Origin of the sequence: Streptomyces chartreusis NRRL 3882 (assembly GCF_900236475.1) — a bacterium.
Lineage (GTDB): Bacteria > Actinomycetota > Actinomycetes > Streptomycetales > Streptomycetaceae > Streptomyces > Streptomyces chartreusis_D.
Window position 1 is genome coordinate 1,397,756 of record NZ_LT963352.1, and the last position, 15,356, is coordinate 1,413,111.

The window sequence follows — 15,356 nt, forward strand, 5'->3', positions numbered from 1 at the left end:
GATCGCGAGATTGGCAGGGGGCGGAGGCCGGGGACAACTGGATATCCGTGGGTCAGGCAGCTCTGCGTGCCTGACTCCGATGGGTTCGGACGACCTCCGCGTACCGGTGGCCCGTGCCCTTGATCGTGCGCCGCTGCGTCGCGTAGTCGACGTGGACCAGGCCGAACCGCTTGTCGTAGCCGTACGCCCACTCGAAGTTGTCCAGCAGGGACCAGGCGAAGTAGCCGGCCAGCGGGGCGCCCTTGCGGGCGGCGGAGGCGCAGGCCGCGAGGTGTCGCAGCAGGTAGTCCTGCCGCTCGGGGTCGTCGACCGTGCCGTCGGGGCGGACGGCGTCGGGGAAGGCCGAGCCGTTCTCGGTGACGTACAGCCGGCGCGCCCCGTAGTCCTGCGTCAGCCGCAGCAGCAGCGTCTCGATGCCGCTCGCGTCGATCTCCCAGTCCATGCCGGTGCGCGGGACGCCCTCGCGCCGCACGGCCCGGGCGTACGGTGCCGGACCGTCCGGGTCGTCGGCGACGGTCTGCGGGAAGTAGTAGTTCAGGCCCAGCCAGTCCAGGGGCGCGGCGATGGCTGCCGAGTCGCCGGGCTCTTCCGGGAGTTCGACGCCGTAGGCCTCGCGCATGTCGGCCGGGAAGCCGCGGCCGTGCACCGGGTCGAGCCACCAGCGGTTGGTGTGGCCGTCCATGCGGTGGGCGGCGGCGAGGTCCTCCGGGCGGTCGGTGGCGGCGTGGATGGTGGAGAGGTTGTTGACGATGCCGATAAGGGCTCCCGGGGCCGCCGCCCTGACGGCGCGGACCGCCAGGCCGTGGCCGAACAGCAGGTGGTAGGAGGCGCGGACGGCGGCGGTCAGGTCCGTCCAGCCGGGTGCCATCGTGCCCTCCAGGTGGCCGATCCACGCCGAGCAGAGGGGCTCGTTGAGGGTGGCCCAGTGGGTGACGCGGTCGCCGAGGCGCTCCGCCACGACCGAGACGTAGTCGGCGAAGGCGAAGGCCGTGTCGCGCTCCGGCCAGCCGCCCCGGTCCTGGAGCGCCTGCGGCAGGTCCCAGTGGTAGAGGGTGACGGACGGGGTGATGCCGGCGTCCAGCAGACCGTCGATCAGCTCGTCGTAGAAGGCCAGGCCCTTGGCGTTGACCGGGCCGTCGCCGTCCGGGACGACGCGCGGCCAGGCGATCGACAGGCGGTAGGCGTTCACCCCCAGCCGGCGCATCAGGTCGATGTCCTCGCGCCAGCGGTGGTAGTGGTCGCAGGCGGTGTCGCCGTGGTCGCCGCCGGCGGTCTTCCCCGGGGTGTGCGAGAAGGTGTCCCAGATCGACGGTGCGCGGCCGTCCTCCGCCACCGCTCCCTCGATCTGGTACGCCGAGGTGGCCGTGCCCCACAGGAAGTCGTGCGGGAGTGCGGCGAGGTCGATGGTCACGGAAGTCCCTTCGTGAACGGGTGAGTCGGTCACTTGACGGCTCCCGCCGTCAGGCCGGCGACGAGGTAGCGCTGGAGCAGCAGGAAGCCCGCGACCACGGGGACGCTGACGACCAGCGAGGCGGCCATGATCTGGTTCCAGTACACGTCATTGAGGGTGGAGTAGCCCTGGAGGCCGACGGCGAGGGTGCGGGTGGTGTCGTTGGTCATCACCGAGGCGAACAGGACCTCGCCCCAGGCGGTCATGAAGGCGTAGACGGCCACCGCGACGATGCCGGGGACCGCCGCCGGGACGACGATCCGGAACAACGCGCCGAGCGGGCCGCACCCGTCGACCAGCGCCGCCTCGTCCAGATCGCGCGGCACCGAGTCGAAGTAGCCGATCAGCATCCAGATCGAGAACGGCAGGGAGAACGTCAGGTACGTGAGGATCAGGCCGCCGCGCGAGCCGAACAGGGCGATGCCGGTGGCGTTGCCGATGTTGACGTAGATGAGGAACAGCGGCAGGAGGAAGAGGATGCCGGGGAACATCTGCGTCGACAGGACGGTGACCGTGAAGACCCGTTTGCCGCGGAAGTCGTAGCGGCTGACGGCGTAGGCGGAGAAGACCGCGATCACCACCGAGCAGACCGTCGCCGCGCCCGCCACGACGAGGGAGTTGACGAAGTAGCGCGCGAGCGGGACCGTCGACCAGATGTCGATGTACGGGCGGACCGTCAGCTCGCTCGGCAGCCAGCGGAACGTGCCCGTGACGTCCGCCAGGGGCTTCAGCGAGCTGGAGACCATGACGTAGACCGGGACGAGGACGAAGCCCGTCAGCAGGGTGAGGAAGATGCGCCGGGACCACAGGAAGGACCGCGGCGGGGCCAGGGGCGAACTCATGATGCGGTCCTCCGTCCGCGCGAGGTGAGCGCCAGGTACCCGCCCGTCACCAGCAGCAGGAAGAGCAGCAGGAGGACGGACATCGCGGAGCCGGTGCCGAAGTTCCAGGTGACGAAGGACGCCTGGTAGATGTGCACCGAGACCAGGTCGGCGGCCTCCGGGGCGGTCCTGCCGAACAGGACGAACGGCGTGTTGAAGTCGTTGAACGTCCAGAGGAACAGGACGAGGACCAGGACCTGGTTGACGGGGCGCAGGGACGGCAGGGTGATGCGGCGGATCTGCTGCCGGATGCCCGCGCCGTCCAGAGCGGCCGCCTCGTACAGTTCGCGCGGGATGTTCTGGAGACCGGCCGTGACGATGAGGAAGGCGAACGGCCAGCCCTTCCACACGGACACGGTCAGCAGCGCGATGAAGCTGTTGTCGCCGATGAGCCAGAAGGACGGCTTGCCGGTGAGGCCCAGCTGGTCGTGCAGGACGTGGTTCACCAGGCCGTTGTCGTGCTGGAACATGAAGACCCAGGTGATGACGGCCGTGTAGACGGGCAGGGCGTAGGGGACGAGGAACAGGGCCCTCAGCAGGCCGCGGCCCCGGAAGGTGTCCTGCATGCAGATCGCCGCGGCCGTGCCGATGAGCCAGCACAGTCCCACCGACAGCAGGGTGAAGGCGACGGTGACGAGGAAGGAGTGGAGCAGGGCCTCGCCGACGGGGGCGTCGAAGTCCACCGACACCTGGTAGTTGTCGAGGGCGGACCAGGGGGCGGCGCCCCAGTCGCGGATGTAGAACTGTGTGAGCTCCTTGAAGCTCATGACGATGCCGATGGCCATCGGCACCAGGTGGACGAGGAGTTCGAGGAGCAGGGCGGGCAGGAGCAGCAGGTAGGGCAGGCCGGCGCGGCGGCGGGGGGTGCGCGGCGCCGCACCGGGCGAGCTGTTGTGGACCGGCGGCGTGCCGGCGTCAACCGTGGTGGTCATGTCGCTCAGGCCGCCGGCATCTGCTGCTGGGCCTTCTCCAGGGCCGCCTTCACCGAGCCGGTGGTGACCGCGCGCCCGGCGGCGGCGTCGGCGAACAGCTCCTTGACCGCCGTGCCGACCGCCGTCTCGAACTGTGACTCGTCGGCGACCTGCGGCAGCGCGGCGGCGCTCTTGGCGAGGGTGTCCTTCAGCACGGCGTTGGCCGGGGTGGTGAACGCGGCGTCGCTCTGGGCGGACTTCACGGGCGGTATCGAGCCGTAGGCCTTGTTGAGGATCTTCTGCTCGGTGTCGCTGGTCATGAACTTCACGAACGTCGTGGCGCCGTCGAGGTTGTCGGTGTTCTTGAAGACGGCGAGGTTGATGCCCGCGACCATCGAGTTCACCTGCTTTCCGGGGCCGGGGGTGCCGGACTGCACGGGCACGGGTGCGATGCCGTAGTCGTCCTCGCTCATGCCCTGCGACGTGAGGTTGGCGGACGCCGACTGCCACAGCAGCATCGCGGTCCTGCCCTTGGCGAAGTCGCTGACGGACTGGTTCTGCGCGTACTCGGCGTTGCCCGGCGCGATGACCTTGTCCTTGGCCATCAGGTCGACGTACTGCTTGACCGCGGCGACCGTCCCGTCACCGGTGAAGTCGGGCTTGCCGTCAGGGGTGAAGAAGTCGGCGCCGTGCTGCTCGGCGAAGACGAAGGCGTGGTGGACGTTCTCCGACGGGTTCGAACCCTCGGCGCCCAGGCCCCACTTGCCGTCCTTTGACAGCTTCTTGCCGTCGGCGACCAGCTCGTCCCAGGTGGCGGGCGGCTCGGCGATGCCGGCGTCGGCGAACATCTTCTTGTTGTAGTAGAGCGCGTACGCCATCGAGTACAGCGGCACCGCGGCCGGGTCCTGGCCCTGCGCGCCGGTCGAGCCGAGTGCCGAGTCGACGAACCGGTCCTTGCCTCCGATCTTGTCGAAGTTCTTCGCGTCCCACGGCAGCAGCGCGCCGGTGGCCTGGAGCGAGGCGCTCCAGGTGTTGCCGATGTTCAGCACGTCCGGGCCCTGGCCGGAGGTGGTGGCGGTGAGGATCCGGTTCAGCAGGTCGGACCAGGGGACGACCTCCAACTGCACCTTGATCCCGGTCCGCTGCTCGAACTTGTCGAGTTCGGGCTGGAGGACCTTCTTGTCGACCTCGATGCCGGCGCCCTGGTTGGACGCCCAGTACGTGAGCGTCTTGGGCGAGTCGTTCGATCCGCCGCCCGTCGGGGAGCCTCCTCCGCAGGCCGTGGCCGCGAGGGTGAGTGACAGGGTGACGGCACCGGCGGCCGCGGCTCGGATGCTGCGCATGGCTGCTCGTGTCCCTTCCGGGAGTACGTCTCCCCCGTCGAGAGGGAGCCGTCATGGCTTAATTTAGGACGTGAGTTAATCCGCGCCAGGGGACTCCGTCAAGGGTTTGGACACACTCTTGGAACTCTTGCCGCACCCCTTGACGCATCTGTTCCACGGATGAACCATTCAGCGGCGAGAGAGCGCTCCCCGCACCCCACTTCGTTCACTTCCTGAACCAGGAGAGCCGCCCCATGCCCCCTGACTCCCCGTCATCCGGCCTGCCCTCGCCCGCCCGCCGGACCGTCCTCGGTGCCGCCGCGGCGGCCTCCGTGCTCGCGGGCCTGCCCGGCACCGCGACGGCGGCCCCGGCCACCCCGTCCGCCCCTGCCCCCCGGAGGAAACCGCGCGCCCTGCCCGGTGGCGGCGACCTCGGCCCGAACGTGCTGGTCTTCGACCCCGCCACGCCGAACATCCAGGCCAGGCTGGACGAGGTCTTCCGGCGGCAGGAGTCGGCCCAGTTCGGCACCGGCCGCTACCAGCTGCTGTTCAAGCCGGGCGCGTACCACGGCCTCAACGCGCAGATCGGGTTCTACACCTCCATCGCGGGGCTGGGCCTGTCCCCCGACGACACCACCATCAACGGCGACATCACCGTCGACGCGGGCTGGTTCGGCGGCAACGCCACCCAGAACTTCTGGCGTTCGGCGGAGAACCTCGCGGTCGTCCCCGTGAACGGCACCAACCGCTGGGCGGTCTCGCAGGCGGCCCCGTTCCGCCGGATGCATGTGCGCGGCAACCTCAACCTCGCCCCGACCGGCTACGGCTGGTCCAGCGGCGGCTACATCGCCGACAGCCGGATCGACGGCGAGGTCCAGCCGTACTCGCAGCAGCAGTGGTACACCCGGGACAGCGTGATCGGCGGCTGGCTCAACGGCGTGTGGAACATGGTCTTCTCCGGCGTCGAGGGCGCCCCCGCGCAGGGCTTCCCGAACCCGCCGTACACCACGCTCGCCACGACGCCCGTCTCCCGTGAGAAGCCGTTCCTGTACCTCCAGGGCAGCGAGTACCGGGTGTTCCTGCCGGAGAAGCGGACCAACGCCCGCGGCGTCACCTGGGGCAACGGCACCCCGAGAGGCACCTCGCTGCCCCTGTCGCGGTTCTACGTCGCCAAGCCCGGAGTCTCCGCGGCCACGCTCAACCAGGCCCTCGCCCAAGGGCTCCACCTGCTGTTGACACCCGGCATCTACCACCTCGACCAGCCGGTCCGGGTCGACAGGGCCGGCACGGTCGTGCTCGGCCTCGGCTACGCCACGCTCATCCCCGACAACGGCGTCACCGCCCTGAAGGTCGCCGACGTCGGCGGCGTACGCCTCGCCGGGTTCCTCGTCGACGCCGGGCCGGTCAACTCCGCGACCCTGCTGGAGGTCGGCCCGCGCGGTGCCTCCCGGGACCACTCCGCCGACCCGACCACCGTCCAGGACGTGTTCGTCCGCATCGGCGGGGCCGGCCCCGGCAAGGCCACCACCGGCATGGTCGTCAACAGCCGCCACACCATCGTCGACCACACCTGGGTCTGGCGCGCCGACCACGGCGACGGCGTCGGCTGGGAGACCAACCGGGCGGACTACGGCGTCGTCGTCAACGGCCACGACGTGCTGGCGACCGGCCTGTTCGTCGAGCACTTCAACAAGTACGACGTGCAGTGGTTCGGGGAGCGCGGCCGGACGATCTTCTTCCAGAACGAGAAGGCGTACGACGCGCCGAACCAGGCCGCGATCCAGAACGGTTCGACCAAGGGATACGCGGCCTACCGGGTCGGGGACGGCGTCACGACGCACGAGGGCTGGGGTCTGGGCAGCTACTGCTACTACAACGTCGACCCGACGATCGTGCAGCACCACGGGTTCGCCGCCCCGAACCGGCCCGGGGTGCGGTTCCACGACCTGCTCGTGGTCTCGCTGGGCGGCAACGGGCAGTACGAGCGCGTCATCAACGACGCCGGGGCGCCGACGTCGGGGACGTCCACGGTGCCGTCGACGGTGGTGTCCTACCCGTGAGGACCGGCCCCTCCCTTCCGGTCGGAAAGGGAGGGGCCTTCCCGGCGCTACCGCACCGGCGTCGCGACCGGCGCCGGCGCGTAGCCGGTGGGCCGGGCCGTGAAGGTGCCGCGGCCCTGGGTGCGGCTGCGCAACCGGGTCGCGTAGCCGAAGAGTTCGGCCAGCGGCACGGTGGCCGTGACGACCGCCGCGCCCGCCCGGGTGACCGAGCCGGTCACCCGGCCGCGCCGGGCGGCGAGGTCGCCGAGCACGCCGCCCACCGCGTCCTCGGGCACGGTCACCGTGACCTCGACGACCGGCTCCAGCAGGACCATCGCGCAGGCGCGCAGGGCCTCGCGGAGCCCGAGGCGGCCGGCCGTGCGGAACGCCGTGTCCGAGGAGTCCTTCACATGGGTCGCCCCGTCGGTGAGCGTGACGCGCAGCCCGGTCACCGGGTGCCCGCCGAGCGGCCCCTCGGCGAGGGCGTCCCGGCAGCCCGCCTCGACCGCCCGGACGTACTCCTGCGGCACGCGCCCGCCGACGACGGCCGAGCGGAAGTCGAAGCCTCCCTCCTCGTACGGCTCCACGTCGAGGACGACATGGGCGAACTGCCCCGCCCCGCCGTCCTGTTTGACGTGCCGGAACACCAGCCCGGACACACCCCGTGCGACGGTCTCCCGGTAACCGACCCGTGGGCGGCCTACGTTGACCTCCAGCCCGAGATCGCGCCGGAGCTTCTCCACCGCCACCTCCAGATGCAGCTCGCCCATGCCCGACAGCACCGTCTGCCCGGTCTCCCGGTCGGTCCGCACGACCAGCGAGGGATCCTCCTCGGTCAGCCGGGCCAGCCCGGACGCCAGCCGGTCGGTGTCGCCGGCCCTGCGGGACTCGACCGCGACCGACACCACCGGCTCGGGCACGCCCGGCGGTTCCAGGACGAGCGGGGCGTCCGGCGCGCACAAGGTCGAGCCGGCACGGGCCGACTTGAGCCCGACGACGGCGACGATGTCCCCGGCGACCGCCCGGTCCAGCGGGGCGTGCCGGTCGGCCTGGACGCGCAGGATCCGGCCGACGCGCTCGGTGCGTCGCGCGCTCGCGTCCCAGAGGGTGTCTCCCTTCTGGATCGTCCCGGAGTAGATCCGCAGGTAGGTCAGCCGTCCGGTCGGGGTGGCGTGCACCTTGAAGGCGAGGGCGGCCGGCGGAGCCGCCGGATCGGCGGGCCGCTCCCGCTGCCCGCCCTCGTGGCTGCCGCGGACCGGCGGCACGCCCAGCGGCGACGGCAGATAGGCCACCACCGCGTCGAGCAGCGGCTCCACACCCCGGTTGCGGTACGCGGACCCGCACAGCACGACCACGCCCTCGCCGTCCCGGGTGAGGTCCCGCAGCGCCGAGGAGAGGGTCCGCTCGCCGAGCGTGCCCGTGGCGCAGAACTCCTCCAGGGCGCCCGGATGGAGTTCCGCCACGGCCTCCTCCAGCGCCCGGCGGCGTGCGAGGGCCTCGTCCCGGAGGTCGTCCGGCACCGGCGCCTCCTCGAGGGCGTCGCCGTCGGCCCACCGCTGGGCGCGCATGCGTACGAGGTCGACGACGCCGGTGAAGGCGTCCTCCGAGCCGATCGGCAGCTGCACGACCAGCGGGGCGGGGTGCAGTCGCTCCCGGATCGACGCGACGGCCACGTCCAGGTCGGCGCCGGCACGGTCCATCTTGTTGACGAACGCGATCCTCGGTACGCCGTGCCGGTCGGCCTGCCGCCACACCGACTCGCTCTGCGGTTCCACCCCGGCCACCGCGTCGAACACCGCCACCGCGCCGTCGAGGACCCGCAGCGCACGCTCCACCTCGTCGGCGAAGTCGACGTGCCCCGGGGTGTCGATCAGGTTGATCCGGTGACCGTCCCAGGCGCAGCTCACCGCCGCGGCGAAGATGGTGATGCCCCGGTCCCGCTCCTGCGGGTCGAAGTCGGTGACGGTCGTGCCGTCGTGGACCTCGCCGCGCTTGTGCGTGGTTCCGGTGGCGAACAGGATCCGTTCGGTGACGGTGGTCTTGCCGGCGTCGACGTGGGCGAGGATGCCGAGGTTGCGGACGACGGCGAGCGGGTTGTGGTTGGTGCGCACGGCCCAGGGCCTTTCGGAGCGTTCAGGAAAGGGGCAGCGCGATTACCGGGCGAGAAGGGCAGGGCGGCCATGGCCCTGACGGCACGTCAAGGCACGTGATGGCGGCCGGGTGTCGTCCCGGTCAGCCGGTGCCGCCGCGCAGCGGGCACCGGAGCGACGAGGACACGAGGATCACCTCGTAGCGCGGCAGGGAGACGGTGGCAGCGGTGCGGTCACGCACGGCCGTCTCCCTTCGTTCGTCACGACGGTGCGCCGCCCGGGTCGTGGGCGGCGCGGGTACGTGCGTGAGTGTAGGGAGGGCGGGGGGAGCCGGGCCAGGGATTATTCCGGCGGGGTCGGGGTGTCGTGGGTGCGGTACATCGCCTGCACGTCCAGTTCCAGTTGCACGGTGGGGCCGACCACCGCGATGCCCCGGGCCAGCATCGAGCGCCAGTTCAGCGTGTAGTCCTCACGGTGCAGTTCCGCCGTCGCCAGGGCCGCGCAGCGCAGTTCCTGGCCGTAGCCGCCGTTCACGGTGCCGAGGTACGTGGTGTCCAGGGCCACCGAGCGGCTCACGCCGTGCATCGTGAGGGAGCCCAGCAGCGACCACTTGCTGCCGCCCCGGTAGGCGAAGCGCGTGCTCGTGAAGTCGATGTACGGGAAGCGCTCGACGTCCAGGAAGTCGGCAGACCGCAGGTGGTTGTCGCGCGTGGTGTTGCCGGTGGTGATGCTGGAGGCGTCGATGCGGACGCGCACGCGGGAGTCGGCCATGTCCTGGGCGATCTGTATGCCGCCGTCGAAGCGTTCGAAACGGCCGTGCACATGGGCCATGCCGACGTGCTTGGCGATGAACCGGATCGCGGTGTGCGGCGGGTCGAAGAGCCAGGTGCCGGGCGTCGGCAGCTGGAGCGCCTCGGCCGGTTGCAGCCAGACGCGCTCGGTGGGCGTCGAGGTGCCCGCGGCCGTCTCGATCGTCTCGCGGTGCGGCCGCAGGCCCTCGGCCGAGATGAGCAGGCTGTACCGGCCGGGCGGCAGCGCGGCGAGGAAGTAGCCGTAGGGGTCGGTCGTGCCGCGGGCGGCCACCCGGTGGCTGTCCAGGGCGGTGACGGTGACATCCGCGGCGGCCAGGGGCGAGCCCATCGGGTCGACCACCTCGCGGGCGACGGCACCCGCACCGGGTGGGAGGGGGAGGGCGAGGCCCGCCGCCGCGGCCGAGGCGCTCTTGTGCCATCGGCGCCGGAGCAGTGCGAGGGCCATGTCGTTCACCTTTCTTCAGCGGCCCGCGGCGGCGATTCGGCGCACGCCGCCGGCCGCACCTTGCTGCGGTCACACCCCCTTGTCGATCTTGAAGGACCGTGCGGCACGGCGGGTGTCTCATTACGAGACAGTCAGGACCGCTCCCGGAAGGCGTCCGCGTGCTCGGCGGCCCACTGGGCGAAGGTGCGCGCCGGGCGGCCGGTGACCTTCTCGACGGTGCCCGAGACCGTGCGGCCCGCCTCGGGGGTGTTCCCGTACACCTCGAGCAGGAAGCCGATCACGTCCTCCGGCAGGTACGCCGCCCGCCACTGCTCGACGGCCTGCTCCTCGGTCAGCTCGACCAGCGCGATCTCCCGGCCGACGGCGGCGGCGATCGTCTTCACCTTGTCGGCGACGGTGAGCACTTCGGGGCCGGTGATCACGTACTCCTGGCCTGCGTGGCCCTCCTCGGTCAGCGCGACCGCGGCGACGGCGCCGATGTCGCCCTCGTGGACCATGGCACTCAGCCGTGCGACGAACGGCTCCCGCACCTCGCCCGAGGCCGTGATCCCGTCCGCCCACTCCAGGGCGTTGGCCATGAACTCGACCGGCTTGAGCACGGTCCAGTCCACACCGTCGTCGGCACGTACCGCGTCCTCCAGCGGGGTGGGTCCGCCGCCGTGCAGCACGGTGATCCGGCGGACGCCGGCCGAGCGCGCCAGTTCCAGGATGCGCGGGCCGGTCTCCAGCGGAGTGAAGGCGGCACCGCCGAAGGTGATCAGGTGCAGTCCGCTCACACCCTCCAGCGCGGGGGCCAGGCCGTCGGACTCGGTCAGGTCGCCCTCGACGACCTCGACTCCGGCCGGGAAGGCGGCCTTCGCCGCGTCGCGTGTCAGGACACGCACCTCGTGGCCCCGGGCGAGCAGTTCGGCGACGACCTGGCGTCCGACGGTTCCGGTGGCGCCGGTGACAAGAATCCTCTGCGTCTGCGTCATGCCCCGACCTTAGGAAGACTCGCGGTCACCTTGTGTCCGCAAGGCCATCGCAAGACCGGGGCGGGTGGGGCTCTGTTCTCCGTCGCCGGACGAGGCGTCATCGGCGCGGCGGGCGCAGCGCCGTCAGGTCGTCCGGAAGCAGCTGCGGGTGGTACGCCGCCAGGGCCGCGCCGCCGAGCCACCAGCCGCGGTGGACCAGGGCCCGGCACAGGCCGGGGTCGAGGCGGTCGAAAACGGTCGGGACGAGGGCGAGGTGCCGGCCGTCGAAGGCCGGGTCCTCGGGGAAGGCCGCGTGCCATCGGCGCAGGGCGTCCGGGCCGTCCGCCGGGAAGTCGGTGGAGAGCTGGACGAGGACCCCGCGGCGGGCACCGCGCGGCAGTTCACCGTCCGGGCCCGCGGCCCTCGCGCGCTCGAAGCGTTCGACGACGGCACGGGTCCGCAGCGTGGTGCTCTGCCGGTACAGCAGCGAGTTCGCCCGGGCCAGGTCCCGGACCACCGGGACGCGCCCGTACACGCCGGGGCGCAGCAGCCCCCCGGCGTTGAGGACGCACAGGAAGGTGTGCCGGTATCGGTCTGAGTCGATGGCCTCCAGGCCCGTGTTGTCGTACGTACCGCCGTCGAGCAGCGCGGGCGGGTGGGTGGCGCACGGGAAGGGGTCCTGGTCGAGGACGACGGGCGGGAACGCGCCGGGCACCGCCGCGGAGGCGGACACGGCCCGGCTCAGCCGCAGCCGCGTGCCGGCCGTGGGGGCCAGGCCGATGGTGTAGTCGCCGTACACGTCGCGTTCGAAGGTGAAGCGGGCCCCGGTGGTCTGGTTGGCGGCGTTGACGATCCAGCGCACCTCCGGGTCCAGCCGCTCCAGTTCGGTCTCGCCCAGGAACCACTCGTCCAGGCACCTGGCCAGGAGATCCGTACGGGTCGAGGGGCCGAGGGTCCGCCACAGGCCGCCGACGAGGGCACGCTTGAGGGAGCGGGAGGAGACGCGGTCGACGACCGGCGCGACGACCAGCTCGTCGACGGCGTCCGCGGTGAAGTTCTCCCGCCGCAGCGCGGGCCAGGCGGTCGCCAGGCAGCCGTTGGCGATCGAACCGCCGGACACGGACGAGGAGTACCGCAGCCGGGGAAGCAGCCCGGTGTCGGCCAGCAGCCGCACGAAGCCCAGGGCGGCGAGAGTGGCACGGAACCCGCCGCCGGACAGGGCGAGCGCGACCGGGTGGTCGGTGGCCGGTGGTTCGGCAGGGCGGAGGGCGTCACCGCAGGGACGCGCCGTGAGGCCGGTGCCGGCAGCCGGCGAGTCCACGGCCCACTGCGGACCGGCGCCCGGCACGGCGCCGGCCGGAAGCGCGGAAGGGGCGGAGGGGGCGGAAGGGGCGGGGGGCCGCCGGGAGGTGGTCATGGCGGGTCTCCGATCGTGATGAGGAGCGCTTGCTCGGCGGGCGCCCGGACGTCGACGCCGAAGGCGCGGCCCTCGCTCAGTCGCGTCAGTTCCTCCTCGGCGAACGGGATGTGGTTGGTCAGGTGGACGACGTACTCGTCGTCCGGTGCCCGGGACTCGACGAGCCAGCGCAGGGTGTCCTCGCTGGGGTGGTGGTGGCGGACGCCGTCGGCGGATATCACGTAGTGGTCGGCCCGCACCTGCTCGAAGAAGCCTGCTTCCACGTTGCGGTCACTGCCGTGGTGCGGCAGTTTGAGCAGGTCGATATGGAAGGGTTCCGAGTCGTCGAGCAGGCCCAGTTCGCGCAGCCCGGTCAGGACGCGGTCGCCGCGGGCGTCACCGGTGAGCAGAGCGGTGCGGCCCTCGTGGCGCAGCAGCAGGACGATGCTGGAGAGGTTCGGCACCGACCCGTCGGTGTAGCCCGCGGTGATGACGTCGGGATCGCCGCGCTGTTTCGCCTTGCGCCAGCGTCCCTCCAGCTCCTCCAGCGCTTCCTGGTCCGGCGCGACGACCGTGACGTCCAGGTCGTCGAGGACCGCCTCGGCGCCCTCGGTGAGCGGGCCGCCGAACGGGGCGTTGCCGTCCAGGTGCAGCGCGGTCGCCGCGTTGCGGATGTCGCGGCCCTGCTGGTAGCTCGCCCCGACCGCCGCGTCGGTGGCGGCGCGTTCGAGGAGCGGCCGGACGGAGGCGCTCAGCCCGGGGGCACGCCGGTCGACGAGTTCCTCCACGGAGTTGAACCACAGGGCGTCCACCGCGTACGGCAGGGCGTCCCCGTCCTGCTGGGCCTGCCGCATGTCGCGGAAGAGCCGGACGAGCCCGCCGGCGTGGTCGTCGTCGACATGGGAGAGGCACACGACGTCGAGGTGCGGCGCAGCGCCGCCGCCCGGTCCGCCGAGCTGCCGCAGCCGGCCGCGGAGCGTGGCCCGGTAGACGTCTCCGGGACCGCCGTCGACGAGCATGACCCGCTCGGGGGGTGTGCCCCAGTGGACGAGGAAGCAGTCGCCGTGGCGGGCGTCGAGGAAATCGAACGTGAGCATGTCGGCTCCTGGCTGGTGGACCGATCCGTCAGACGGACTGGATGGCACGCAGCACGTCGACGAGCCCATGGCCCTGGAAGTGGCGTTCGCGGGCCAGGTCCGTCGCCGTGGCGCACAGGATCTCCTTCACGCGTTCCGGGCGGCCGATCAACTCCCGGTTGCGGGCCAGCAGCATGGCCGCGGCTCCGCTGACATGGGCCGCCGCCTGGCTGGTGCCGTGCATGGCGGCGATGCCCTCGCCGGGGATGGGGCCGTCGATGTCCTCCCCCGGGGCGACCAGGTCGGGCTTGGGCCGACCGTCGCCGGTGGGGCCGCGGCTGGAGAAGTAGCTGACGCCGTGGCGGTGCGGGTTGCTGCGGTGGGTGGAGCCGACGGTGATGACGGACTCCGCGTTCCCGGGGTCGGAGATGCTGATGTTCCGGTAGTCGGAGCCCAGGGTCCGCGCGGTGCCGGCGAACCCCGCGTTGCCGGCCGCCGTCACGACCACGACGCCCGACCGGGTCAGGCGGTCGCACTCGACGCACACGGGTGTCCACCCGGTGGAGTGGCTGGCGACGTCGTGCGGGACCGACAGGCTGATGTTGACCCCGGCGACGATGAACCGCCCGGCCGTCTCGTTGATGTGACGGATCGCCTGGAGCGCGGTGACGATGGAGAACTCGTCGCCTCCGCCGTCGTCGTCGAGGACCCGGAAGTCGTACAGCCGGATGTGCGGGCAGATGCCGCGGAAGTCCAGCTCCGGCCAGCAGCCGCCGATGATGCCGGCGATGTGGGTGCCGTGCTGGTCGCCGGGCGTCGGCCGGGCGGGCCGCCCCGGGGACGGGGTGGTCTCCACGGACGGCAGGGCGGCCGCCCAGTTGACCAGGCCGCCCACGAGCACGTCCGCGGAGAGTTTCTCCCGTACGCCGGTGAAGTCGAAGGAGCGGGCGATGCGCGTCTCGAGCTGCTGCGGCGTGGGGCCGGTGGTGTCCCAGTCGTGGAAGGCGGGGTGCCGCGGGTCGATGCCGCTGTCGACCACGGCCCAGCCGATGGAGGCGGTGTCCACCGAGAAGACCTGCTCCGCCGCGTCGGCTTTGATCGTCCGGCGGGACCGTACGACCGCTCCGGTCGCGGGCCGGTTCGTCGTCACGGAGACGACCGGGTACTTCTGTCTTCGGTCGACCACCCGTCCGACGGGTGCGTGCGGCCGGCGCGCGGGGCCGGTGTCCACGACGACGGCGTCCAGCATGTCGACGAGTACGTCCGTCACGGCCCGTTCCCGCGTCTCGTCCCGGGCGAGGTCCGGCCGCGCGTTCCGCACCACGCGGTGCAGCAGCCTCAGCAGCCAGGTGACGTGGCGGCCGCGCTCCTGGCGGCGTTCCATGCTGTCGTGGATCTCGCTGGTGGCCGGGGTCCTGACGTGTCCGGCGAGGGCTGCTTCGATACTCTCGGTCCCGCCGCCGCGGGCGAGTTCGTGGGCGACGCGCACCGCACCGGCCAGGCTGGTGAGGGGCAGGATGTCGCTGACGAGTTCCTTGAGGGTCAGCTGCGCCGCCACGAAGCTGCCGGCGGCGATCGGACGGCACTTCTCCATCAGCCCGCGGCTCTGGAATCGCTCCAGCACCTGCTCGACGCCGTACTCCTCACGGATCGCGAGAATCAGGTCCTGCCGTCCCCGCTCCCCCGTCCGGGCCGCCGCTGCCGGACCGGCGCCGGCGCCCGGGCCGTCGGCGTCCCCCCGCGAGGACGGCGGCCGGGCGAACGCCAGCCATACGTCGAAGTGCACGGGGCAGTAGGTGGCCCACAGGACAGGTACGGGGCCCTCCCCGTAGAACACTGCTGAGAGGTCGGCTCGGTCCATGTGGACTCCCGGTGCGCGTGCGTGCGGCCCTGCGCAAGGCGTGGGAGACGGCGGCAGCGGCCGAGGGCCTGTTTCCATGCTCCACCCAGGTCAGGGGCGCTGCAACCGCACGGGCCGGGC

Annotated in this window: 11 protein-coding genes; 1 reads left to right on the forward strand and 10 read right to left on the reverse strand. The window is 72.0% G+C overall.

The features are described 5' to 3' along the window. Positions 1-52 precede the first annotated feature (52 nt). The 4 genes from SCNRRL3882_RS06325 to SCNRRL3882_RS06340 are packed head-to-tail and all read right to left on the reverse strand — an operon-like array spanning position 53 to position 4,585. Entirely contained in the window at positions 53-1,411 is a 1,359-nt protein-coding gene (locus tag SCNRRL3882_RS06325; RefSeq protein WP_010043132.1) for a GH1 family beta-glucosidase, read from the reverse strand. A 29-nt stretch (positions 1,412-1,440) separates the two neighbouring features. Then, positions 1,441-2,280 (reverse strand): carbohydrate ABC transporter permease, encoded by an 840-nt coding sequence (locus SCNRRL3882_RS06330; protein ID WP_029181392.1) that lies wholly within the window; start codon positions 2,278-2,280, stop codon positions 1,441-1,443. A gap of 8 nt (positions 2,281-2,288) precedes the next feature. Next, a complete protein-coding gene (locus SCNRRL3882_RS06335; RefSeq protein ID WP_010043138.1) occupies positions 2,289-3,263 on the reverse strand; it encodes a carbohydrate ABC transporter permease in 975 nt (324 codons plus the stop codon). Between the two features lie 5 nt (positions 3,264-3,268). After that, entirely contained in the window at positions 3,269-4,585 is a 1,317-nt protein-coding gene (locus SCNRRL3882_RS06340; RefSeq protein WP_010043140.1) for an ABC transporter substrate-binding protein, read from the reverse strand. Between the two features lie 233 nt (positions 4,586-4,818). On the opposite strand from SCNRRL3882_RS06340, the gene SCNRRL3882_RS06345 reads away from it, so the two are divergent. After that, a complete protein-coding gene (locus SCNRRL3882_RS06345; RefSeq protein WP_010043141.1) occupies positions 4,819-6,624 on the forward strand; it encodes a hypothetical protein in 1,806 nt (601 codons plus the stop codon). 47 nt (positions 6,625-6,671) lie between these two features. Here the strand turns inward: SCNRRL3882_RS06345 and fusA are convergent, their stop codons facing one another. The 6 genes from fusA to SCNRRL3882_RS06375 form a co-directional block, all read right to left on the reverse strand. Then, positions 6,672-8,714, reverse strand: coding sequence for an elongation factor G (gene fusA, locus SCNRRL3882_RS06350; RefSeq protein ID WP_010043143.1), 2,043 nt, complete (start codon positions 8,712-8,714; stop codon positions 6,672-6,674). Between the two features lie 321 nt (positions 8,715-9,035). Beyond that, complete coding sequence (locus SCNRRL3882_RS06355) at positions 9,036-9,950, reverse strand: YceI family protein (RefSeq protein ID WP_029181393.1); 915 nt, start codon at positions 9,948-9,950, stop codon at positions 9,036-9,038. Positions 9,951-10,081: 131 nt separating this feature from the next. Beyond that, positions 10,082-10,924, reverse strand: a complete 843-nt coding sequence (locus tag SCNRRL3882_RS06360) for an NAD(P)H-binding protein (RefSeq protein WP_010043145.1) — start codon at positions 10,922-10,924, stop codon at positions 10,082-10,084. Positions 10,925-11,021: 97 nt separating this feature from the next. Then, positions 11,022-12,320 (reverse strand): patatin-like phospholipase family protein, encoded by a 1,299-nt coding sequence (locus SCNRRL3882_RS06365; RefSeq protein WP_010043149.1) that lies wholly within the window; start codon positions 12,318-12,320, stop codon positions 11,022-11,024. Then, positions 12,317-13,396 carry a ComEC/Rec2 family competence protein gene (locus SCNRRL3882_RS06370; protein ID WP_010043152.1) on the reverse strand — a complete coding sequence of 360 codons (1,080 nt, stop codon included), beginning with the start codon at positions 13,394-13,396 and terminating at the stop codon, positions 12,317-12,319. Before SCNRRL3882_RS06370 ends, SCNRRL3882_RS06365 begins: the two co-directional genes overlap by 4 nt. Positions 13,397-13,424: 28 nt before the next feature. Next, complete coding sequence (locus tag SCNRRL3882_RS06375; RefSeq protein WP_029181394.1) at positions 13,425-15,236, reverse strand: S8 family serine peptidase; 1,812 nt, start codon at positions 15,234-15,236, stop codon at positions 13,425-13,427. Positions 15,237-15,356 lie beyond the last annotated feature (120 nt).

What these genes read in the sequence shown, in the direction of transcription:
- SCNRRL3882_RS06370 (WP_010043152.1), bottom strand. Translation starts at nt 13,396, where the DNA reads ATGCTCACGTTCGATTTCCTCGACGCCCGCCACGGCGACTGCTTCCTC.
- SCNRRL3882_RS06355 (WP_029181393.1), bottom strand. Translation starts at nt 9,950, where the DNA reads ATGGCCCTCGCACTGCTCCGGCGCCGATGGCACAAGAGCGCCTCGGCC.
- SCNRRL3882_RS06335 (WP_010043138.1), bottom strand. Translation starts at nt 3,263, where the DNA reads ATGACCACCACGGTTGACGCCGGCACGCCGCCGGTCCACAACAGCTCG.
- SCNRRL3882_RS06345 (WP_010043141.1), top strand. Translation starts at nt 4,819, where the DNA reads ATGCCCCCTGACTCCCCGTCATCCGGCCTGCCCTCGCCCGCCCGCCGG.
- SCNRRL3882_RS06340 (WP_010043140.1), bottom strand. Translation starts at nt 4,585, where the DNA reads ATGCGCAGCATCCGAGCCGCGGCCGCCGGTGCCGTCACCCTGTCACTC.
- SCNRRL3882_RS06360 (WP_010043145.1), bottom strand. Translation starts at nt 10,924, where the DNA reads ATGACGCAGACGCAGAGGATTCTTGTCACCGGCGCCACCGGAACCGTC.
- SCNRRL3882_RS06365 (WP_010043149.1), bottom strand. Translation starts at nt 12,320, where the DNA reads ATGACCACCTCCCGGCGGCCCCCCGCCCCTTCCGCCCCCTCCGCCCCT.
- SCNRRL3882_RS06375 (WP_029181394.1), bottom strand. Translation starts at nt 15,236, where the DNA reads ATGGACCGAGCCGACCTCTCAGCAGTGTTCTACGGGGAGGGCCCCGTA.